The organism is Jannaschia faecimaris (genome assembly GCF_900107415.1).
GTDB lineage: Bacteria > Pseudomonadota > Alphaproteobacteria > Rhodobacterales > Rhodobacteraceae > Jannaschia > Jannaschia faecimaris.
Genome location: NZ_FNPX01000010.1, coordinates 35,251 through 57,399, shown reverse-complemented (window position 1 = coordinate 57,399; position 22,149 = coordinate 35,251). Strand labels below are relative to the sequence as shown.

Here is a 22,149-nt window from a genome sequence, read left to right as displayed (position 1 = left end):
TTCCGCCGAAAAAGTGGGTCCGTTGACGACAGTTACCCTGACAATGTCGTATGAAAATGAAAAAGCCGTACCGCCATAGGTGCAGCAGCCTCCACCAGGTATTGAACCATTGAAATATGATGTGGTGGTGGTCGCGTTAATCGCCCCGTTTACGGTGACCGACTGAGCCCAAGCCCCGCTGCCAAGCACCGTCGTCGCCGCCAAAACCATGGCACCCGTGATGCCGGAACAAATTGCTCTACTCATTATAAGCTCTTCTTCTGAGTGGGGCCCGTGCTGGGCCAGTATGGATGAAGGCCTACAACGGCGTTCCGAGAAATCCCCCTCCATGCCTTAACAAGTTGTTAACTAATGCCATGGCGTTGCAGTTCGATCACGGGCGGTCCCGGCGGATGCCAAACCAAGGCGGCTCGGCCCGATTTCGGCCCCACTTGCGCCGCACGCCGCAATGGACCAAAACAAGAACATGGTAAAACCGATCACCCAATTCGCCTGCTCCGACTGCGGCATGACCTACAAGAAATGGACCGGGCGCTGTGATGGATGCGGGGCCTGGAATTCTATTCAGGAGGAGGTGCCCCTGTCCCAGGGGCCGTCCAAGAAATCGCTGGGCACGATGAAGGGCAAGCGCATGGCGCTGACCGACCTGACGACCGAGGAAACACCGCCGCAACGCACGCTCTCCGGCCTGTCGGAACTTGACCGGGTGCTTGGCGGCGGGCTGGTCCCTTCCTCCGCGACGCTGGTGGGCGGCGATCCGGGCATCGGCAAGTCGACCCTGCTGTTGCAGGCGGCGGCGGCCTTCGCAAACGCGGGGCACAGCGTTGTTTATGTCTCGGGCGAGGAGGCGACGGCGCAGGTGCGGATGCGCGCGCAGCGATTGGGCTTGGGTGAATCTTCCGTCAAACTGGCGGCGGAAACGAACCTGCGCGACATCCTGACGACCCTTGAAGCGGAAAAGCCCGACCTGTGCATCATCGACTCAATCCAGACGATGTGGGTCGACACGGTGGACAGCGCCCCCGGTTCGGTGAGCCAGGTCCGCGCATCGGCCCATGAGTTGACGACTTTCGCCAAGCGCTTCGGCACCAGCGTGATCCTGGTCGGCCACGTCACCAAGGATGGCCAGATCGCCGGCCCCCGCGTGGTCGAGCACATGGTGGACACGGTTCTTTATTTCGAAGGGGAGCGCGGGCACCAGTTTCGCATCCTGCGCGCAGTCAAGAACCGCTTCGGGCCTGCTGACGAAATCGGTGTCTTCGAGATGACGGGCATGGGTTTGGCGGAGGTCACCAACCCTTCAGCCCTATTCCTTGGCGACCGTGACGCCCCCGCCCCCGGCAGCGTGGTTTTCGCGGGAATCGAGGGCACGCGCCCCCTGCTTGTGGAGATCCAAGCGCTCGTCGCGCCCAGCCAGTTGTCGCAACCCCGACGCGCGGTCGTCGGATGGGACGGATCGCGGCTTTCCATGATCCTGGCGGTGCTGGAGGCGCGCACGGGGATCAGCTTCCAGGGCCTCGACGTCTATCTGAACGTGGCAGGTGGCATCCGGATCAGCGAACCGGCCGCGGATCTGGCCGTGGCCTGCGCGCTTCTTTCAGCGCGGGAAGACGCCTCCATCCCCCCGGAAACCGTTGTATTTGGAGAGTTGTCCCTATCGGGCGCGCTGCGTCCGGTCTCGCAAGCCGAAAATCGGTTGAAAGAGGCGGCCAAACTTGGTTTTACAGCCGCTATGGCCCCGAAGGGGTGCAAGACGGGGGATGCGGGCGGAATGAGCCTGCGCCTGCTGCCGGACCTGATCACTTTGGTGGGCGAGGTTTTCGGCGCGGGTTGACCGCCCCCGGCGACCAGGAACGGGGCACGAATGGACGGTTTCACCATTGTGGATGGCGCGGTTGCGGCGGTCATTCTTATTTCCGCCATCCTCGCCTATTCCCGCGGACTCGTCCGCGAAGCCATGGCCATCGTGGGCTGGGTCGCGGCCGCAATACTGGCATTCACCTTCGCCGGAGCGGCTGAGCCGCTGGTACGTGAAATTCCTTACGTCGGCGATGTCTTGGGCGACAGCTGTGAACTGGCCGTCATCGCTGCGTTTGCCTTGGTTTTCGCGTTGGCCCTTATCCTGACCAGCTTCTTCACTCCCCTACTATCGGGTGCGATCCGGCATTCTGTGCTGGGCCCCTTCGACCGGGGCCTTGGGTTTCTTTTCGGCGTGTTGCGAGGTGTGCTGCTGGTTGCAGTGGCTTTCGTGGTCTACGACCGCGTGACCGTCAATGAAGGTGTCCCTTCGGTTGCCAACAGCCGCTCGGCGGCCGTTTTCGAGCGTGTGCAAGGCGGAATCGAGGAGCAAATTCCCGAGGATGCACCGGGCTGGATCCTGTCCCGCTATGAGACGATGGTCGGCGACTGCGGCGCACCCGCCAGCCCGGTCGAGCCCATCACCCCGACCGAGTGACCTCACCTTTCATGACAGACGGGTGACACTGGCTACCGATGCGCCTATGTCACGCGAAACGCACTGAACCGCAGGAATCATCACAGATGACCGACTGGCGCAGCTCCCCCTTCGATCCCGTTGAAGACGATGACAAATTGAAAGAGGAGTGCGGAGTCTTTGGCGTCGTCGGCGTCAGCAGCGCTGCGAACTTCACCGCTCTTGGCCTGCACGCGTTGCAGCATCGCGGACAGGAAGCGGGCGGCATCGTCGTCCACGACCCCGAGCAGGGGTTCAACACCGTCCGGCGCTTTGGCTATGTGCGCGACAACTTTACCCAGCAGGATGTTATGGACATGTTGCCCGGCCCGATCGGTATCGGGCACGTGCGCTACTCCACCTCCGGCTCCAAGGGCGCGACCGCCATCCGCGACGTGCAGCCCTTCTTCGGCGAATTCGCGATGGGCGGTGCCGCCATCGCGCACAACGGCAACATCACCAACGCCGACAGCCTGCGCCGGGAGTTGATCGAGCGTGGCTCCATCTTCCAATCCAGCAGCGATTCCGAGTGCATCATTCACCTGATGGCACGCTCGCTTCAGCGCAACATCCCCGAGCGGATGAAGGACGCCCTGCGCCGCGTCGAGGGCGCGTTCAGCGTTGTGGCCATGACGCGCACCAAGCTGATCGGCGTTCGCGATCCGCTAGGCGTGCGCCCACTGGTGCTGGGAAAAGTCGGGGACGGCTGGGTTCTGTCGTCGGAAACTTGTGCACTCGACATCATCGGGGCGGAGTTCATCCGCGAAGTAGAACCGGGCGAAATGGTCGTGATTTCGGAAAAGGACGGGATCGTGTCGCACCGCCCGTTCGAGGCAAAGAAGCCGCGCTTCTGCATTTTCGAGCATGTCTATTTCAGTCGCCCCGACAGCATCCTTGGTGGGCAGTCCGTCTATTCCACGCGCGAGAATATCGGGCGCGAGTTGGCAAAGGAAGCCCCGGTCGATGCCGACCTGGTTTGCCCCGTGCCGGATTCGGGCACGCCAGCTGCGATTGGGTACAGCCTGGAATCGGGCATCCCCTATGCGATGGGCATCATCCGCAACCAGTACATGGGTCGAACCTTCATCGAACCGTCGGAGTCGATCCGCAACATGGGCGTGCGCCTGAAATTGAACGTGAACCGCGCCTTGGTGCGCGGCAAGCGGATCATCCTGGTCGATGACAGCGTGGTGCGCGGCACCACCAGCCACAAGATCAAGGAGATGATATTGGAAGCGGGTGCGGCGGAAGTGCACTTCCGGATCGCGTCCCCTCCGACGGCTTGGCCGTGCTTCTACGGGGTGGATACGCCGCAACGTGAAAAGCTCCTGGCGGCCACGATGTCGACCGAAGAAATGAGGGAGCATTTGGGCGTCGACAGCCTGAAGTTCATCTCGCTCGATGGTCTTTATCGCGCCGTGGGCGAGGCCAAGGGCCGCGACCCCGCGTCGCCGCAATATTGCGACGCCTGCTTCTCGGGCGACTACCCGGTTGAGCCATCCGATCAGATCCACAAGGGCTTCCAGTTGAAGGCAGCTGAGTAGCGCGGCCATTTTCTTGCAAAAACCGAATGTTTCTATATCTTTATATGGATGAGTATTCGGCTTCGCCCCCATCACGTCCTGTGCAGCGTCGGCCTGAGGGGTGAGGGATATGACGGCCCTTTTGTAGCCAACATGAGCCACATCACGAACGAGCAACTCCGCGGGTGCCAAGGGCTACAGATCCAGATCAATATCACAGGCCAGGCGGATTCGATCTGCGCGCCCTGCCCGCACCGCATCGGCCTGCGGTGCTCTGACGAGGAAGAGATAGCACGACTTGATGCGGCCCACGGTGCGGCTTTGGGCATCGCGCCGGGACAAACACTGTCTTGGGGGGAGTGCCTGGAGCGCGCGCGAAATCGAGTTGCACCAGATGACCTTGATCGGCTGTGCGAAGGGTGCCGGTGGTTACCAATGGGCATCTGCAAAAGGGCTGTGGCCGACCTTCAACTCAAATGAAAACGCCGCACCCGAGGATGCGGCGTTTCGCGTTCAGGATCGCGATGAACGTCAGCCGCGCTTGCGCAGGACCGACAGACCACCAGATACCAGCGCAGCAGCCAACACCGCCTTGACCGCGTCACCCAGAAGGAACGGCATGGCAAAGGCGTCCAGCAATGCGCCGAAGGCCAGATCCTGCCCCCAGACCTGTAGGCCCATTGCTTCGGCGACGCCCAATGGCCAGGCAAGGCCGGGGACGTAAAGCAAAGCCGAGGCCAAAAGACCCATGCCGGCCATCTTGAACAGGCCCTTCTCGGAGGCGAGGCCCGCAAGGAACGCCATGCCGACGAACCCGACGAGGAAGCCTGCCGTCGGGCCAAAGAAGGTCGCCGCGTTTCCAAAGTTGGACAGAACCGGCGCGCCCATGGCGGCCTGCGCCAGCCAGGCCAGCACGGTGATCGCGCCCAGCCGCGAGCCAAAGGCAAACCCGATCGACAGGACCGCCAGTGTCTGCAGCGTCATCGGAACCGGATAGAACGGAACACTGACCTGACTGGCCAGCGCCAGAACGCCGGTGCCGCCCAGAACCAGGGCGGCTTGCTTCATCAGGGTCATGCGGCCCAGGGCCATTGCAGTCAGGGTCATCTCGTTCTCCGTGGAATACCTGTTGTCTCTTTTCTTTTCCGCGTTGCCGCAATGGGTGTCAACTTGATCCCGCGATCAGGTCGTGGCACGGGAGCTTCCATGACAGAATATCCTACGCTAGCGCTGGTCACCGGCGCGTCGCGCGGCCTGGGGGCCGCCATTGCAGAACATCTTGCCGCGAAAGGTACGCATGTCGTCGCTGTCGCGCGGACCCAAGGCGGTCTGGAAGAGCTGGACGACCGCATCCAAGCCAAAGGTGGTAAGGCCACGCTGGCCCCGATGGACATTTGCGACGCGGGCGCGATGCAGCATTTGTGCAAAGGCCTACACGACCGCTGGGGTGCTTTGCCGCTTTGGGTCCACACTGCGATCCACGCGCCGCCGTTGTCGCCCACCGACATGGCGGACGAGAAGGATTTCGCCAAGTCGTTGAACACCAACGTCACGGCGTTACAGCGGTTGATCCCCTACGTCGCCCCGCTGTTGCAAGCCGACGGCGCGGCGCAGGCCGTATTCTTCGACGACGACCGGCCGTCCAAGTTCGCCGGGGCGTATCTGGCGACGAAAGCAGCCCAGAAAGCGATGGTCCGGTCTTGGCAGGCCGAGGCGACGACGACACGTGCGTCCAAGGTGCACCTGCTTACTCCGCAGCCCATGCCAACCGCTGTTCGCGCCCGGTTCCATCCCGGCGAGGATCGCACCAAGCTGTCGGAGACGCGACCGGAAGCTGCGCGGTTGATGGGCCTTATCGGGCTCTGAAGGAAATAAAAGGCCCCTGTCCGGGGCCTTTTGGCTTGTCACCAAAGACGTGCGCGTCAGCCAGCCTTGGCCTGCGCCACCAGGGCCTCGGCGCGCTCGGCAAGCGCATCGAGGCGTGCCAGCGCCTCGTCGGGAATGACTTCCTTCGTGACCTCTTTTACGACTTCAACTTCCTTCACCACTTCGCGTACTTCGGGGGTCGGAGCTGGTCGTGCCTGCATCTCGTCGATCAATTGGGTCTGTTGGGCAAGCCGGCGGTCGAGCGCGCGCAACTCCTCCTCGGCGGAGATGGTCTTGTCGGCCAGCATCAGGCCGGCCATCAGCAGCATCCGGTCTTGCGTCAGCCGGACACCGGAACCGACCAGCACCTGCGCCTCGCGGTCCAGCAGATTCGCAGCGGCTTTGAGGTAGCCCTCTTCGCCATCCTGGCAGGCGACCATGAATGCCTTGCCCCCGATTTCGATGGTCATGTCAGGCATCTGCATTCTCCAGCATGGGTTCCAGTTCGGCCAACAGGGCTTTCATCTCGGCCAGGTCTTGCGCGCGTGCCGCTTTCAGTTCGACCATCTCGGCTTCCAGCGCAGCGACTTGCGGTGCGGCCCCGTCTTTTAGCGCACGCACCTCCCTGACTTTTGCCTCGGCCGTCTTTGCCCGCTCCAGCGCAGTATCCAGCTTGTCTTCGCGGTCTTTAACCAGTTGCTCCAACGTCTGAATTGTTTGCTGCGCGGTCAGCAATTCGTCCTGCGCGGCCTTCAGGTCGGCGCTTTGGTCCGGGACCTCGGATGAAGCAGCCGATTGCTTCAGTGCCTGCTCCAACGCGTCCGCATTGGCGCTCAGCGCCACTTCCAGCCGGGCGATACGTTTGTCGAGTTCCGCCTGATCTGCCATCGATGCCATCCCTTCTGGTGGGTCTTTTCACGTAAGACACAGCAATTGCGCGCCCATGTCAAAGGGGACTGCCCAATCCTTGCACCCCGGCGATAGCCTGCTAGGAGATATGCGACAGTTACGGAGAAGACCGACATGAGCGATCACACCCCTGACCTGGACGCCCTTCGGGCCGCCAACCCCACCCATTGGCGTCGTGCCGCCGCGATCCGGACCCTGACGTTGGATGCCGTGGCCGCCGCGAATTCGGGCCACTCCGGCATGCCGATGGGCATGGCCGATGTCGCCACGGTTCTGTTTGAATCGCATTTAAAATTCGACGCCAGCCGCCCTGAATGGCCGGACCGCGACCGCTTTGTTCTGTCGGCGGGTCACGGATCGATGTTGCTCTACTCGCTGCTGCACCTGACCGGCTACCCGGAGATGACTCTGGACCAGCTCAAGAACTTCCGACAGCTGGGAGCAATCACCGCCGGTCACCCAGAATATGGCCACGCGCCAGGGATCGAGACGACGACCGGTCCGCTGGGCCAGGGCATCGCAACGTCGGTCGGCATGGCCATCGCCGAGGAAATCCAGCGCGCGCGTTACGGCCGCAAGATCGTCGATCACTACACTTGGGTTGTCGCCGGCGACGGCTGTCTTATGGAAGGGGTGAGCCAAGAGGCGATCGCCTTGGCCGGCCACCTTCAATTGTCGCACCTGATCGTTCTGTGGGACAACAACGGCATCACCATCGACGGCAAGGTGTCCCTTTCCGACAGCACCGATCAGAAGCAGCGCTTCAAGGCATCGGGTTGGGACGTGATCGAAGTGGACGGCCACGACCCGGTCGCCATCGACGCCGCCCTGACGCAGGCCAAGAAGGGCAAGAAGCCGACGATGGTCGCCTGCGAGACCCACATCGCCATAGGGTCCAGCGCGCAGGACACATCCAAGGGCCACGGCGCATTGACCGATCCGACCCTGATTGCGGACACAAAGCGGGCGTATGGCTGGGAGTATGCGCCGTTCGATATCCCTGCCGACCTGAAAACCGAATGGGAGGCCATCGGGGCCCGCGGAGCCGAAGAGCGCGCGGCCTGGGAAATGCGTTTTGCCGAACTGGGCCAGGGCAAGCGCGGCGAATTCGAGCGGGCGCTGCGCGGTGAAGCCCACCGCAGGCTGCCGGCCACAATCAAGGCGCTCAAGCGTCAGATCGCCGAGAGCCAGCCCAAGATGGCGACCCGCAAATCGTCCGAAACCGTGCTGGAAGTGATCAACCCGATCATGGCCGAGACCATCGGCGGGTCTGCGGACCTGACCGGCTCGAACAATACGCTTACGGCCGACATGGGTGTCTTCTCGCCCGAGGATCGCAGCGGGCGCTATATCTACTATGGCATTCGCGAACACGGTATGGCGGCCGCGATGAACGGAATGGCGTTGCACGGCGGCGCGCGGCCCTATGGCGGCACATTCTTCTGTTTCACCGACTACGCCCGCCCCGCGATGCGGTTGTCGGCGCTCATGGGCATTCCGGTGACCTACGTGATGACGCACGACAGCATCGGCCTTGGCGAAGACGGCCCGACCCACCAGCCAGTCGAGCATCTGGCCGTCTGCCGCGCGACGCCCAACACCAACGTATTCCGCCCCTGCGACACGGTCGAGACGGCCGAAGCTTGGGAGTTGGCGCTGACGGCGGACAGCACGCCCAGCGTCCTGTCGCTGACACGTCAGAACCTGCCGACGCTGCGGACGGAGTTCACCAACAAGAACCTTGTCGCGCAGGGTGCCTACGTTCTGGCCGATGCGACCGAGGGCAAGCGGCTGGTCATCCTGATGGCCACCGGCTCCGAAGTCGAGATTGCCATGAAGGCCCGCGACATCCTTCAGGCCGAGGGCATTGGAACGCGCGTCGTCTCCATGCCCTGCTGGGAGCTATTCGAGGCGCAGGACGAAAAGTACCGCAAGAAAGTCCTGCCCGCCGGTCCCGTCCGCGTGGCTGTCGAGGCCGGCTGCCGCATGGGCTGGGATCGCTGGCTGACCGGTGAGCGCGGCAAGCGGGACAAGGGTGCCTTCGTCGGAATGGACGGCTTCGGGGCTTCAGCCCCGTCTGATGTTCTCTACGAGCATTTCGGCATCACCGCCGAAGCCGTGGCCAAGGCCGCGCGCGAGATGCTGTAAGCTGACATGGGCGGAGCAATGACGGCCTTGTTCCGCCCCCTGACGCTGCCCTGTGGGGTGGTGCTGAAGAACCGGCTGGTGAAGTCCGCGATGTCGGACTCGCTGGGCGACGGACGGGGAAACCCCTGCCCCGTACAGGCGCGCCTTTATGAGCGCTGGGCCGAGGGCGGCGTCGCCGTGTCCATCATCGGCGAAGTTCAGGGCGACCCCTCGGTAGCGGAAAAACCCGGCAACCTCGTGCTGGGACCATCCTCCGACGAGGTGAACCTGCGCGACTTGACCCGTCGCGGTGCCACGAACGGCGCGCAACTCTGGGCGCAACTGGGCCACGCGGGCGCGATGGCCCACCCGCCAATCAGCCGCCCGCGCGGCCCTTCGGCCCTGAATATTTCCGGTCTTAACTGCGACGCGATGACAGAAGCGGAAATTACCGCCCTGCCCGCCGCTTTTGCACGAACTGCGGCAATGGCGAAACGACTGGGCTTCGGCGGCGTGCAGGTTCACGCGGCACACGGCTTCCTGCTGAGCCAGTTTCTCTCGCCCTTGTTCAACCAAAGAAGCGATGCCTGGGGCGGCAGCCTTTCCCACCGGATGCGCCTGACACTGGAAGTGGTAGAGGCCGTGCGCGCCGCCGTCGGCACCGCGTTTCCGGTTGCGATCAAGCTTAACGCGACCGACCAGTTGGAAGGCGGCTTCGAACAGGCGGAGGCGCTGGAGGTCATTTCGGCACTCGACGCCACGACGGTCGACCTTATCGACATCAGCGGCGGGACGTATTTCCCCGGCGCGGCCTCGGCCTCGGACCGGGTGTCGTCGGGACCATATTTCCTCGAGTTCGCGGCCAAGGCCCGTCCCCGTACGGCCAAGCCGCTGATGCTGAACGGTGGGGTCAAGACCCGCGCGCAGGCCGTGGCCGCACTGGACAGCGGTGCCGTCGACGTGATCGGTTTGGCGCGCGCGCTGGTCCTTGACCCGGTTCTGCCAAGACACTGGCAAGACAACGGGGCCGATCCGGCATTCCCGCGCTTCACCTCCCCACCCGAAGGCGGCGTGACTGCGTGGTACACGATGCAGATGACCGCGCTGGCCGAAGGAACACCGGGCTTCGACTCCGATGACCTGGCGGCTGCGATCGACGCATACGACCAGCGCGATGCGGCGCGAACCGGTTTGTGGCGAGAGCAGTTTGCTAGGTAAGCGCCAATCGTTTCTGACACTTGCGACGCGTTTTCTCCATCGCAAGACAAAGATTTGCCACACTGATGCAATACGGTCCGATCATGACAGCATCTTTTCCGATTCTTGCAAATAGCGCCAAGACCGACCGCGTCGCCGTGTTCGTCGATGGTGACAATATAAGCGCCGACAATGCGGACGGGATTCTTCGGCGGATCAAGTCGGAAGGCTCCGCCTGCATGTTGCGCATCTATGGAAATGCGGCAAAAGCTCCTGCGTGGCAGGCTCGACCTGAGTTTCAGTTCATACATGCCGGCACAGGCAAGAACGCAGCCGATATCTTGTTGTGTGTCGAGGCCATGGATTTGGCCCACAGGCGAATGTTCGACACGGCCATTATCGCAAGCTCTGACGGAGACTTCAGGCACTTGGCCTTCGCACTCAGAGCGTTGAGCATTCGTGTCGTCGGCCTCGGAGAGAATAAGGCACCGCCCAGCTTCGCCCTGGCCTGCACCGCCTTCAACACCTTGGAGTCACGCAAGCAGGACGCTCCCAATAAGAACAATATGGGGCTGACAGAAGAAGTGGTGACCGGCCTTGTTCACAGCGTCATCAAGATCAACAGCAAGGGTGGCCGGGGGATCACGCTGAAGGTGCTGAATGACGAAATGAAGAGAGAGCATGGCGTCTCGCTCACGTCTTTAGGCGCAAAGACTTGGCGTGCGTTTCTGAAGCGGTATCCGGAATTGTTCGCCATCGATCCGAGTGTGCCGGGCGACGCAGAAAGGAGCACACCGATGGTGCGCTTCCTGCCCGAGGGTTTCGCCTTGCGGACCTAGTGCGCCGAGTCCTTCTTGCCGGCAAACAAACCGACGACCGGAATGATCAGCAGACCGACGGACAGACCGACGATCCCGTCAAGCACCGCAGTGACCAGCCATTCAACGAACCCCTGTGCCACGGGCAGCGCATTAGCCGCCGCCACGGCCACGGCGTGAATCAGGTCATAGGGGCCGTGCCAGACGATTTGCCCCAAGGCATGGACCAGGATGTTGCCGCCGACCCAGATCATCGCCGCCGTGCCGATGGTCGTCAGGACCACGAGGAAGGTCGGCATTCCCTTGACCACCGCGCGACCGACGGCGCGGGTTCCCGACAGACGTCCGCTTTTGGCCATGAAAAGACCGACGTCATCGGCCTTTACGATCAACGCGACCGAACCATAGACGGCGATCGTGATGGCAAGAGCCGCCACGCCCAGAACGGCCGCGTCAAAGTACCAGGCGCTGCCGGGGTCGATGTTGGCCAGGATGATCGTCATGATCTCGGCCGACAGGATAAAGTCGGTCTTGATCGCGCCCTTGACCCGCTGCTCCTCAAGATGGGTGTCGTCCAGCGGGGTGGTTTCGGGGTCAATGTCGCTCAGGTCATCGTGGGGGATGAGCCAGTGATATACTTTCTCGGCCCCCTCGAAACACAGATACAGGCCACCCAAAAGCAGGAAATACGGGATCACCCAGGGCGCGAATTGTGACAGCAGCATCGCAATGGGCAGGAGGATGACAAGTTTGTTGAAGACCGAAGCGCGGGCGATCTTGAACACGATGGGCAATTCGCGTGCGGCCTGAAACCCATGCACGTATTTGGGCGTGACGGCAGCGTCGTCGATGACCGCACCCGCCGCCTTGGCCCCCGCCTTGGTGGCCTGCGCGGCTATGTCATCGATGGAAGCCGACGCGACCTTTGCAATCGCCGCCACGTCGTCGAGAAGCGCAAGAAGTCCGCTCATGTATTCCGAATCCCCGGTTTGGTCTGGCGCACGATCTAGGCCGCACCCGCCGGGGTCAACGTACGCCGGACCTTCTGTCAGCGCTAACGGTTAGCGCAACCGGCCAAGTTTAACGCTAACACACTGTCAAAAAATGGCTTTCCGCGTTGTCCACCTCAACCTGGTATCCTACGGCATACCGTAGGATACCAGGAGTTCGGGCATGACGGTTACTATCGGGATCAACGGTTTCGGCCGCATTGGGCGCTGCACGTTGGCGCATATCGCAAGCGCCGCGCGGAACGACGTCAGCGTGGTCAGGATGAATGCCACCGGCCCGATCGAGACCAACGCCCACCTGCTGCGCTACGACAGCGTCCACGGTCGCTACGGCGGAGAGGTGCGGGTAAAAGACGACACGCTGGACCTTGGGCACGGCCCGATCCGCGTGCAATCGACTTACGACCCGTCCGAGCTGGATTGGGACGGCGTGGATGTCGTTCTGGAGTGCACCGGCAAGTTCAACAACCGCGAGGCCGCCGCGATCCACCTGTCGCGTGGGGCGAAGCGAGTTCTGGTATCGGCCCCGGCGAAGGATGCGGATTTGACGGTCGTCTACGGTGTGAACCACCGGGCCCTGACGAAGGACCACCACGTCGCGTCGAATGCCAGCTGCACCACGAATTGCCTGGCCCCGATGGCCAAAGTCCTGAACGATGCCATCGGGATCGAGAGCGGCATCATGACGACAATTCACAGCTATACCGGAGATCAGCCGACACTGGATCGACGGCATGACGACCTGTATCGCGCGCGCGCGGCTGCAATGGCGATGATCCCCACATCTACAGGCGCGGCGAAGGCGATCGGGGAGGTCGTGCCAGAACTGGCGGGCAAGCTGGACGGCACAGCCCTGCGGGTGCCTACGCCGAACGTCAGCGCCGTCGATCTGACGTTTCAGGCAAGCAAGGACGTTACGGTGGCCGACGTAAACGCCGTGATGGCCGAGGCTGCGGCCGGGCACATGGGGGCCGTTTTGGCCTATGACCCGGAGCCGAAGGTCTCTATCGACTTCAACCACACAACGCATTCGTCGATCTTCGCGCCCGACCAGACCAAGGTCGTCGGTCGCACCGTGCGGGTTCTGGCGTGGTATGACAACGAATGGGGTTTTTCGTGTCGTATGGCCGACGTGGCCGCACACATGGGTCGAATGATCTAGCGGCAATTGGGTCAATCACGGCGGCAAGGCGGTCGCGTCTGACGAGAGAAATTGCACCCACGCGGCGCAGATCAGGATGGCGGGATTGCCGCGCCCTCCTGCTTGCATCCGCATGCACCATCCCGCAAAGCTCAACGCCATGAATAATACGACCTTTGCCATTCTTGCTATCCTGCTCGTCTCGTTCTTCGGTTCGGACTGGCTATTCAACGATGCACAGATTGCGATGTTCCTCGGCAAGCGCTTGATTGATCTGACCGAACAGATTGCTTTCTGGCGCTGACACCTCCGATTTTGCGCATTTGCCTCAACACGATCCTGCGTTAGCGTTTTCGCGGCGGTTGCGTGCTGGGCTGCGGACATGCTAGCGCCGGAACCGTTAGCGGTAACGAAACGTTCCCGCGTGAAGATTTTCATCGCGCCCGCGCCGCACTGCGCGGCGCATCCTCCGGAGGTGACAACATGGTCAAAGTGGCAATCAACGGTTTCGGCCGCATCGGGCGCAACGTGCTGCGTGGCATCATTGAGAGCGGACGCACTGACATCGAAGTGGTCGCCATCAACGACCTGGGCCCGGTCGAAACCAACGCCCACCTGCTACAATACGACAGCGTTCATGGCCGCTTCCCCGCACCCGTGACGACCGGCGACGACTGGATTGACGTGGGCCGCGGCAAGATGCGCGTCACCGCGATGCGCAACCCCGCAGACCTGCCATGGTCGGACGTGGACGTCGTGATGGAATGCACGGGTATCTTCACCTCCAAGGAAAAGTGCCAGGCACATCTGGACAATGGCTCCAGCCGTGTTCTGATTTCCGCCCCCGGTTCGGACGCGGACAAGACTATCGTCTACGGCGTTAACCACGACACGCTGACCGCCGACGACATCATCGTGTCGAATGCGTCCTGCACCACGAACTGCCTGTCACCGGTTGCCCATGTCCTGCACAACACCGTCGGAATCGAGCGTGGATTCATGACCACGATCCACAGCTACACCGGCGACCAACCCACGCTGGATACGATGCACAAGGACCTGTACCGGGCCCGCGCCGCCGCCTTGTCGATGATCCCGACGTCGACCGGAGCCGCCAAAGCCGTTGGTCTGGTCCTGCCCGATCTGAACGGCAAACTGGACGGCGTCGCCATCCGCGTCCCGACGCCGAACGTTTCGGTCGTCGATCTGACCTTCACCGCATCGCGCGACACCACGGTCGAGGAGATCAACGACGCGATCCGCAAGGCCGCCGACGGCGAGCTTAAGGGCATCCTCGGGTACACGGACAAGCCGCTGGTCTCGACCGACTTCAACCACGACCCGCATTCGTCGATCTTCCATACCGACCAGACCAAGGTCATGGAGAAGGGCAAGATGGTCCGCATCCTGTCGTGGTACGACAACGAATGGGGCTTCTCGAACCGCATGGCGGATACGGCTGTGGCGATGGGCAAACTCATCTGACGCCATGGGGGGCCCGCGCGGCCGGGCGTATTGCAGTGACTGATGCAACGATCGGCCTTGTCGATTTGGGTGGAAAGTTTTGAGGAGTAAGCATGGTTTGAAACTCCCGAAGATAAATTCGGGTGTTTCAAGTATCTTCTGAATTTAGACTTACCCGAAACCGTTGGCGTTCACGTTTTCTAACTGCATGAACATGTCCGGATTTGATGGTCACGGATGCCGTCGCATACCTACGGATGTAACGGCGAAGACTGGCCCGGCAAACAGCGTCTGGCGGGTCGCCATACCCTTTTCATAAAGGGTGAATTGCTTGTTGCGGTCTCAGATCGATTGTCATTGCCTGCTTCGTATGTAGTTGTCGCGTTTACATTTTATTGTGGAGAGCCAGCCTCGGGACAGCGCTTGCCCAGATGTACGGACGGCGTCACAGGTTCCCACACCAACGCCGCGCAAGAACATTCTTCCGATGGTACGCCCTGTTGTCGCCTGAACGCAGCGAACGACTGTCCTCAAGGTAGTAAGAACTGTTGTCGCTTGAAACAAGTTGCCCTTGGATTTCCAAGCATTCTGTCAAGTCGTCAGAAGCTTCTCGAAGCCCGCCGCCAACTTGCACGGCTGCCGCGATACACAAGCCCACAATCGTAGATGTCAGAATGACCCAATCTACGGTAACTGCGCCGGATTCAGAGCGCAAAAACCGCCGGCAGCGGTTTCCATGACGATCACGTTTGAAAAGGCATCGAGTGTTCGAAGGGCATAGCCTGATTGCAACAACCATCCTGCCCCGCTTCATGCAAGGCTCATTGTGCATGGCGTGGCTCATGTCATGTTCCATACACGAAACAATAAAATTGAATCTGGGCACCGTCGTGGCTTTGTTGGGGAAATGACCTGCGGCCACAAGAAAAGTGACTGCAAGCCTGAGGTAAGCCGACCGCCTTCTATGAAGGTCTCAAGTGGGGCCGAATTGAACTGGGAGTGTTTGTTGGACGCTTCGCATTGCATCATCTACCGTCAAATTCGGGCAAAGCGGCACCTCTTTTCTTTGCTCGACAAATGTACCCGTCAAAGGCATCTGACGGGCAAAGCAAGCGGAGCATCTGCGATGAATTTCAAGACCCTCGACGACATGGACCTGGCCGGCAAGGTCGTGTTGACCCGCGTGGACATCAATGTCCCAGTGGAGGACGGTCACGTCACCGACACCACGCGCATCGATCGCATTCTGCCAACCTTGCGTGACATTCAGGCGGCGGGGGGAAAAGTGGTTATGCTTGCGCATTTTGGCAGACCCAAGGGAAAGGTCGTGCCCGAGATGTCGTTGCGCCAAGTCGTCCCGGCGCTGTCGCAGGCATTGGGGCAGGACGTGGCCTTCATCGAACGACCGGACCGCGCCACGATCGACGCGACGGATGGTCCGATCCTGATCGAAAACACACGCTTCTCGCCCATGGAGGAAGCGAACGATCCGATGATGTCGAAATTCCTGGCTTCACTCGGGGATGTCTATTGCAACGACGCGTTTTCCGCCGCCCATCGTGCCCATGCCTCCACCGAGGGCATCGCGCACCTGCTCCCCGCCTGCGCCGGTCGGTCGATGGAAGCGGAGTTGAAGGCGCTGGAGGCCGCGCTCGGCAAGCCCAAGCCGCCTGTAGCGGCCGTGGTCGGCGGGGCCAAGGTATCGTCCAAGTTGGACCTTCTGGGCAACCTGGTCGGCAAAGTGCAGCATCTAATCATTGGCGGCGGCATGGCCAACACGTTTCTGGCGGCGCAGGGTGTAGACGTGCAGAAATCGCTCTGCGAACATGATCTTCTGGACACCGCTCGCCAGATCACCGCCAAGGCCGAGGCCGCGGGCTGCGCCATTCTTCTTCCCAACGATGTCGTCGTGGCCAAGGAATTTCGCGCCGATCCGCCCACGCAGACCGTCAAGGCCGATGAAGTTCCCGCAGGATACATGATCCTGGATGCCGGTCCGGATTCGGTGGCGCATATCAAGACCGTGCTGGACGGCTGCGCGACTCTGGTCTGGAACGGGCCGCTGGGGGCCTTCGAGATGACACCCTTCGACGCAGCAACGGTCGCCGCCGCACGGCACGCCGCTGAACTGACGAAGGCGGGCAAGCTGATTTCGGTCGCGGGCGGGGGCGATACCGTTTCCGCGCTCAACCATGCGGGGGTTGCAACGGATTTCACGTACATATCGACTGCGGGCGGTGCCTTCCTGGAATGGATGGAAGGCAAGGTGCTGCCCGGCGTCGCGGCGTTGTCAGATCACTGAGGCCCGTTAGCGCAACCAATCTTGCGACATCCCGAGGGGCCGCTTACTTCCGGGGTAAGGTTTTTTATTTCTCCGGAGGTCCCCATGGTCGATCAAGACAAAGCCGCGAAGATCCGTGCCGGTCAGGGCTTCGTTGCCGCCCTCGACCAATCCGGGGGATCAACGCCAAAGGCGCTTGGGCTCTATGGTATAGATGAAAACCGTTATTCATCTGAGCAGGAGATGTTCGATCTGATCCACGGCATGCGCGCCCGGATCGTGAAGGCTCCGGCGTTCACCGGTGACAAGATCATCGGTGCCATCTTGTTCGAGCAGACGATGGACCGGCAGTTCCACGGCAAGCCCGCCCCCACCTACCTTTGGGAAGAGCGGGGCATCGTGCCGTTCCTTAAGATCGACAAAGGTCTTGAGGCGGAAATGAACGGCGTGAAGCTGATGAAGCCAATCCCCGGCCTGGACAAGACGCTGGAGCGGGCCAAGGCCCTAGGCATCTTCGGAACGAAGGAACGCTCGGTCATCGACGCGGCGAACCCGGACGGCATCGAGGAGATCGTCCTGCAACAACTCGACGTGGCCCGCCAGGTGCTGTCGCATGGATTGGTCCCGATCATCGAACCCGAAGTTACAATCAGCATTTATGAGAAGGCCGATGCCGAGGTCATTCTGCGCGACGTTCTTATGCGGCAGCTGGACACACTGCCCGTCGACCAGGAAGTGATGCTGAAGCTGACCTTGCCCGAAGAGCCCGGATTCTATTCCCCTCTGGTCGAGCACCCGAGGGTAATGCGCGTCGTGGCCCTGTCGGGCGGGTATTCCCGCGAAGAGGCGAACAGCCGACTGTCCAAGAACCCCGGCGTGATCGCCAGCTTCAGCCGCGCGCTGACCGAAGGTCTGTCGGATGCGCAGGACGATGCCACGTTCAACGCAACGATCGCCGAGACGATCGACAGCATCTACAATGCCTCGGTCGGGGGCTGACGTTCGCAATTAGCGCCCCAAAAGGGGATTCACATGCGAATCAGCCTGTGTCATAGTGCCGGGACCGGCCCGTAAGAGGCCGCCCGACAAAGAGCAGTTCGATGGCATTCAAACGCAAACGCGCAGGCTACGGCCTGATCCTTCCGGTGGCCCTTCTCGGGTTCGGTGGCTACTTCGTATTTGCAGCGGTGCAAGGCGAATACGGCGTCTTTCGGCGAGTGGAGTTGGACGCAGAGCGTGAAGTCCTTCTTGCCGAAATGGAACTCTTGAACCAACAAACGCGGCGGATGCAGGACCGCACACGCCGGCTGTCGGACGATTACCTAGATCTGGACTTGCTGGATGAACGTGCGCGTCAGGTTTTGGGTGTCGCGCGGGCCGACGAGATCATCGTCGAATAACCGCGCGAAGCCGAGCCGCGAAGCCCGCAACGCTGGGCGCGGGCAGCTTTGCAATCCGGGCAATCCTCCTCTGCGCGCAATGCCCTTTCCCCACGGGAACGTTTGAGTTAGTCATTTGTTTAACGTTGAACGATCTTACGACCGGAGGAGATGAGCCCTATGGCCACCCGTAAGACCGCCGCCAAGGCGACCCCGAATGTCTCGAAGGAGGATCTCCTTCAATACTACCGAGATATGCTTCTGATCCGCCGTTTCGAAGAGAAGGCGGGACAACTCTACGGGATGGGGCTGATCGGGGGGTTCTGCCACCTCTACATCGGTCAGGAAGCCGTCGTCGTGGGCTTGGAGGCCGCCGCCAAAGAGGGAGACAAGCGCGTCACCTCCTATCGCGATCACGGTCACATGTTGGCTTGCGGTATGGACCCGAACGGCGTCATGGCCGAACTGACGGGCCGCGAGGGCGGGTACTCCAAGGGCAAGGGCGGCTCGATGCACATGTTCTCCAAGGAGAAGCATTTCTATGGCGGCCATGGCATCGTCGCGGCCCAGGTGCCTATCGGCGCGGGCCTTGCATTCGCCGACAAGTACAAGGGCAACGACAACGTCACGTTCACCTATTTCGGCGACGGAGCGGCCAACCAGGGTCAAGTCTACGAAGCCTATAACATGGCGGAACTCTGGGACCTGCCGGTCGTGTTCGTGATCGAGAACAACCAATACGCAATGGGCACGTCGACCAAACGGTCGACCAAGTCCAACAGCTACTGGGAGCGCGGTGCCGCCTATGGCATCGAGGGCGAGGAAGTCGATGGCATGGACGTGTTGGCCGTGAAAGCCGCAGGTGAGAAGGCCGTGGCCCACTGCCGCGCGGGCAAAGGCCCCTATATCCTTGAAATCAAGACCTACCGCTATCGCGGCCACTCCATGTCGGATCCGGCCAAGTACCGGACCCGCGACGAGGTTCAGAAGATGCGCGAAGAGCGTGACTGCATCGAGCAGGTACGCCAGATCCTTCTGACGGGCAAACATGCGACGGAAGATGATCTCAAGGCTATCGACAAGGACATCAAGGAGGTCGTCAACGCGTCCGCCGAGTTCGCCAAGGAAAGCCCGGAGCCCGCGCTCGAAGAGTTGTGGACCGATATTTACGCCGAAGAAATTCCGCAGGAGGCCGTGTAATGGCGACCGAAATCCTGATGCCCGCCCTCTCCCCCACTATGGAGGAGGGCACGCTCGCAAAATGGCTGGTGAAGGAGGGGGATACTGTGTCCTCCGGCGACATCCTGGCCGAGATCGAAACCGACAAGGCCACGATGGAGTTCGAGGCCGTCGATGAAGGAACGATAGGCAAAATCATCGTCGCCGAAGGCACCGAAGGGGTGAAGGTGAACTCACCCATCGCTGTGTTGCTGGAGGAAGGCGAGGACGCCTCTGCCGCCGAAAGCGCCGGTTCGAAGGCCGAGGCTGCCCCCAAGGACGACACTCCAACCGAGACGGTCCCCGCCGCGCCCAAAGACCAGTCGCGCCTTGAGGCCGACACCGGCAAGCCGCAGTCGAACGCCAGCCCTGACTGGCCCGAAGGCACCGAGATGGTCACCATGACCGTGCGCGAGGCCATCCGAGAAGGCATGTCCGAAGAAATGCGCCGCGACGAGACCGTGTTCCTGATGGGCGAGGAAGTCGCCGAGTATCAGGGGGCGTACAAGATCTCGCAGGGGATGCTGGACGAGTTCGGCTCCAAGCGCATCATCGACACACCGATCACCGAGCATGGATTTACCGGAATCGGCGTCGGTGCGGCCTTTGGCGGCCTGAAGCCCATCGTGGAGTTCATGACGTTCAACTTCGCCATGCAGGCCATTGACCAGATCATCAACTCTGCCGCGAAGACATTGTACATGTCGGGTGGCCAGATGGGAGCACCGATGGTTTTCCGCGGTGCGAACGGTGCCGCCGCCCGTGTCGGCGCGCAGCATAGCCAGGATTACGCCGCTTGGTACGCCAGCATCCCTGGCCTGAAGGTCGTAATGCCATACTCAGCAGCAGACGCGAAAGGCTTGATGAAATCGGCCATCCGCGACCCGAATCCGGTGATCTTCCTGGAAAACGAGATCCTGTACGGGAAGTCCTTCGAGGTGCCCAAGCTTGACGATTTCACCGTGCCATTCGGCAAAGCGAAGATCTGGCGCGAGGGTAGCGACGTGACCTTGGTGAGTTGGGGCATCGGAATGACCTATGCGCTTGAAGCAGCCGAACGCCTGGCCGGCGACGGGATTGAGGCCGAGGTGATTGATCTTCGCACCTTGCGCCCCGTCGACTACGACACGGTTCTTGCGTCAGTGATGAAGACCAACAGGTGCGTGTTGATCGAGGAAGGCTATCCGGTAGCGTCTTTCAGCGACCACATGGCCTCGGTCATCATGCAGCGTGCGTTCGATTACCTTGATGCTCCGGTGATCACCTGCACAGGTAAGGACGTGCCCATGCCTTATGCGGCCAATCTCGAAAAGCTGGCGCTCGTGACCACGGACGAAGTGGTCGAAGCCGTCAAAAAAGTCACCTACCGTTAAGGGGATAGACACATGGCAACTGAAATCCTGATGCCCGCCCTATCCCCTACTATGGAGGAAGGCACGCTTGCCAAATGGCTGGTCAAGGAGGGCGACACCGTGTCCTCCGGCGATCTGCTGGCAGAAATCGAAACCGACAAGGCGACCATGGAATTCGAAGCCGTCGACGAAGGCACGATCGGCAAGATCCTCGTCGCCGAAGGCACCGAGGGCGTGAAGGTCAACTCGCCCATCGCCGTGCTTCTGGAAGAAGGAGAGGATGCGTCCGCCATCGAAAGCGCATCGCCAGGCGGGGCATCCGGGTCTGCCGACGCCTCGCCCGCGAATACATCTGAACAGACCGAACCAGTTGAGGCCGACGGTCGTGGCGATGCGACCGCTGCACCGCCAGCGCCCAAGACTGATGGTGGAGACCGCATTTTTGCGACACCGCTCGCCCGGCGTATTGCCAAGGACAAAGGCCTCGACCTCAGCCAGATCCAGGGCTCCGGCCCGCGCGGCAGGATTATCAAAGTCGACGTCGAAAGCGCGCAGTCCGGTGCCGCCAAGCCATCGAGTGCCGCATCTACGACCGATGCGCCCAAGACTGAAGCAGCCGCAGGCAAGACGGCCATGCCCGCAGGCATGTCGGCGGAACAGGTCATGAAGATGTTTGAAGGCCGCGAGTTCCAAGAGGTAAAGCTCGACGGTATGCGTAAGACCGTCGCGGCCCGCCTCACAGAGGCCAAGCAAACAATCCCACACTTCTATCTGCGCCGTGATATTAAGCTGGACGCGTTACTTAAGTTCCGCAGCCAGCTTAACAAGCAGCTGGAAGGTCGGGGTGTAAAGCTCTCGGTGAACGACTTCATCATCAAGGCATGCGCCTTGGCATTGCAAGAGGTTCCGGCCGCCAATGCGGTCTGGGCCGGTGACCGGATGCTGCAACTTAAGCCGTCGGATGTGGCGGTAGCAGTGGCAATCGAGGGTGGCCTTTTCACACCGGTCTTGAAGGACGCGCACCTAAAGTCGCTGTCGGCGCTTTCAGCAGAAATGAAGGACCTTGCTGCACGCGCTCGCGATCGAAAGCTGGCCCCCCATGAGTATCAGGGCGGCAGTTTTGCGATCTCGAATCTGGGCATGTTTGGCATCGACAACTTCGACGCGGTTATCAATCCGCCACACGGTTCGATCCTCGCCGTCGGTGCGGGTGTGAAAAAGCCAATCATAGGGGGTGACGGAGAAATAACCGCCGCCACGATGATGTCGGTAACGCTCTCAGTCGACCATCGCGTCATAGACGGTGCGCTCGGGGCAGATTTCCTGAAGGCAATTGCCGCCAACTTGGAGAACCCGATCACTATGCTTGCCTGAAAGCAGCAGCGTTTTCG

At 61.3% G+C, this 22,149-nt stretch carries 21 protein-coding genes; 17 read left to right on the top strand and 4 right to left on the bottom strand.

Translation table 11 applies throughout. The features are described from left to right. Positions 1-466: 466 nt before the first annotated feature. The 4 genes from radA to BLV27_RS11755 all read left to right on the top strand — a co-directional run bounded on the left by radA (position 467) and on the right by BLV27_RS11755 (position 4,476). Positions 467-1,834: a DNA repair protein RadA gene (gene radA, locus BLV27_RS11770; RefSeq protein WP_092646327.1), complete on the top strand. Its 1,368-nt coding sequence runs from the start codon at positions 467-469 to the stop codon at positions 1,832-1,834. Between the two features lie 30 nt (positions 1,835-1,864). Further along, on the top strand, positions 1,865-2,455 hold the full coding sequence (locus tag BLV27_RS11765; protein WP_092646191.1) for a CvpA family protein: 591 nt from the start codon (positions 1,865-1,867) through the stop codon (positions 2,453-2,455). Positions 2,456-2,541: 86 nt separating this feature from the next. Beyond that, a complete protein-coding gene (gene purF, locus BLV27_RS11760) occupies positions 2,542-4,017 on the top strand; it encodes an amidophosphoribosyltransferase (RefSeq protein ID WP_092646189.1) in 1,476 nt (491 codons plus the stop codon). A 48-nt stretch (positions 4,018-4,065) separates the two neighbouring features. Further along, positions 4,066-4,476, top strand: a complete 411-nt coding sequence (locus tag BLV27_RS11755) for a DUF1284 domain-containing protein (protein WP_092646187.1) — start codon at positions 4,066-4,068, stop codon at positions 4,474-4,476. Positions 4,477-4,527: 51 nt separating this feature from the next. On the opposite strand, the gene BLV27_RS11750 is transcribed toward BLV27_RS11755, so the two are convergent. Continuing rightward, positions 4,528-5,103 carry a biotin transporter BioY gene (locus BLV27_RS11750; RefSeq protein WP_092646185.1) on the bottom strand — a complete coding sequence of 192 codons (576 nt, stop codon included), beginning with the start codon at positions 5,101-5,103 and terminating at the stop codon, positions 4,528-4,530. A 99-nt stretch (positions 5,104-5,202) separates the two neighbouring features. Here BLV27_RS11750 and BLV27_RS11745 point away from each other — a divergent pair, with 99 nt between their 5' ends. After that, positions 5,203-5,862, top strand: coding sequence for an SDR family NAD(P)-dependent oxidoreductase (locus tag BLV27_RS11745; protein ID WP_092646183.1), 660 nt, complete (start codon positions 5,203-5,205; stop codon positions 5,860-5,862). A gap of 56 nt (positions 5,863-5,918) precedes the next feature. On the opposite strand, the gene BLV27_RS11740 is transcribed toward BLV27_RS11745, so the two are convergent. Beyond that, entirely contained in the window at positions 5,919-6,341 is a 423-nt protein-coding gene (locus BLV27_RS11740) for a cell division protein ZapA (protein ID WP_092646325.1), read from the bottom strand. Next, positions 6,334-6,750, bottom strand: coding sequence for a hypothetical protein (locus tag BLV27_RS11735; RefSeq protein WP_139176612.1), 417 nt, complete (start codon positions 6,748-6,750; stop codon positions 6,334-6,336). The genes BLV27_RS11740 and BLV27_RS11735 overlap by 8 nt, the downstream gene beginning before the upstream one ends. Before the next feature lie 135 nt (positions 6,751-6,885). Between BLV27_RS11735 and tkt the strand changes: the two genes are divergently transcribed. The 3 genes from tkt (at position 6,886) to BLV27_RS11720 (ending at position 10,934) form a co-directional block, all read left to right on the top strand. Next, on the top strand, positions 6,886-8,919 hold the full coding sequence (gene tkt, locus BLV27_RS11730) for a transketolase (RefSeq protein WP_092646179.1): 2,034 nt from the start codon (positions 6,886-6,888) through the stop codon (positions 8,917-8,919). Positions 8,920-8,925: 6 nt separating this feature from the next. Further along, on the top strand, positions 8,926-10,116 hold the full coding sequence (locus BLV27_RS11725; RefSeq protein ID WP_244504635.1) for an oxidoreductase: 1,191 nt from the start codon (positions 8,926-8,928) through the stop codon (positions 10,114-10,116). Positions 10,117-10,199: 83 nt separating this feature from the next. Further along, entirely contained in the window at positions 10,200-10,934 is a 735-nt protein-coding gene (locus BLV27_RS11720; RefSeq protein WP_170831434.1) for an NYN domain-containing protein, read from the top strand. On the opposite strand, the gene BLV27_RS11715 is transcribed toward BLV27_RS11720, so the two are convergent. Further along, on the bottom strand, positions 10,931-11,884 hold the full coding sequence (locus BLV27_RS11715; protein WP_092646173.1) for a DUF808 domain-containing protein: 954 nt from the start codon (positions 11,882-11,884) through the stop codon (positions 10,931-10,933). The two genes, BLV27_RS11720 and BLV27_RS11715, sit on opposite strands and share 4 nt — an antisense overlap. 202 nt (positions 11,885-12,086) lie before the next feature. Between BLV27_RS11715 and gap (BLV27_RS11710) the strand changes: the two genes are divergently transcribed. From gap (BLV27_RS11710) to BLV27_RS11670, 9 genes are all read left to right on the top strand, one after another. Beyond that, positions 12,087-13,085 (top strand): type I glyceraldehyde-3-phosphate dehydrogenase, encoded by a 999-nt coding sequence (gap, locus tag BLV27_RS11710; RefSeq protein ID WP_092646171.1) that lies wholly within the window; start codon positions 12,087-12,089, stop codon positions 13,083-13,085. A 139-nt stretch (positions 13,086-13,224) separates the two neighbouring features. After that, positions 13,225-13,368 (top strand): hypothetical protein, encoded by a 144-nt coding sequence (locus BLV27_RS19365; protein WP_170831433.1) that lies wholly within the window; start codon positions 13,225-13,227, stop codon positions 13,366-13,368. A gap of 179 nt (positions 13,369-13,547) precedes the next feature. After that, positions 13,548-14,549, top strand: a complete 1,002-nt coding sequence (gap, locus tag BLV27_RS11705) for a type I glyceraldehyde-3-phosphate dehydrogenase (protein ID WP_092646169.1) — start codon at positions 13,548-13,550, stop codon at positions 14,547-14,549. A 1,105-nt stretch (positions 14,550-15,654) separates the two neighbouring features. After that, positions 15,655-16,830: a phosphoglycerate kinase gene (locus BLV27_RS11695; RefSeq protein ID WP_092646165.1), complete on the top strand. Its 1,176-nt coding sequence runs from the start codon at positions 15,655-15,657 to the stop codon at positions 16,828-16,830. An 84-nt stretch (positions 16,831-16,914) separates the two neighbouring features. Continuing rightward, complete coding sequence (locus BLV27_RS11690) at positions 16,915-17,808, top strand: fructose bisphosphate aldolase (RefSeq protein WP_092646162.1); 894 nt, start codon at positions 16,915-16,917, stop codon at positions 17,806-17,808. Between the two features lie 101 nt (positions 17,809-17,909). Next, positions 17,910-18,209, top strand: coding sequence for an FtsB family cell division protein (locus BLV27_RS11685; protein WP_092646160.1), 300 nt, complete (start codon positions 17,910-17,912; stop codon positions 18,207-18,209). A gap of 159 nt (positions 18,210-18,368) precedes the next feature. Further along, positions 18,369-19,388, top strand: coding sequence for a pyruvate dehydrogenase (acetyl-transferring) E1 component subunit alpha (gene pdhA, locus BLV27_RS11680; RefSeq protein WP_092646158.1), 1,020 nt, complete (start codon positions 18,369-18,371; stop codon positions 19,386-19,388). Further along, positions 19,388-20,779, top strand: a complete 1,392-nt coding sequence (locus BLV27_RS11675; RefSeq protein ID WP_092646156.1) for a pyruvate dehydrogenase complex E1 component subunit beta — start codon at positions 19,388-19,390, stop codon at positions 20,777-20,779. The genes pdhA and BLV27_RS11675 overlap by 1 nt, the downstream gene beginning before the upstream one ends. A 12-nt stretch (positions 20,780-20,791) precedes the next feature. Then, entirely contained in the window at positions 20,792-22,132 is a 1,341-nt protein-coding gene (locus BLV27_RS11670) for a pyruvate dehydrogenase complex dihydrolipoamide acetyltransferase (protein ID WP_092646154.1), read from the top strand. Positions 22,133-22,149: the final 17 nt, after the last annotated feature.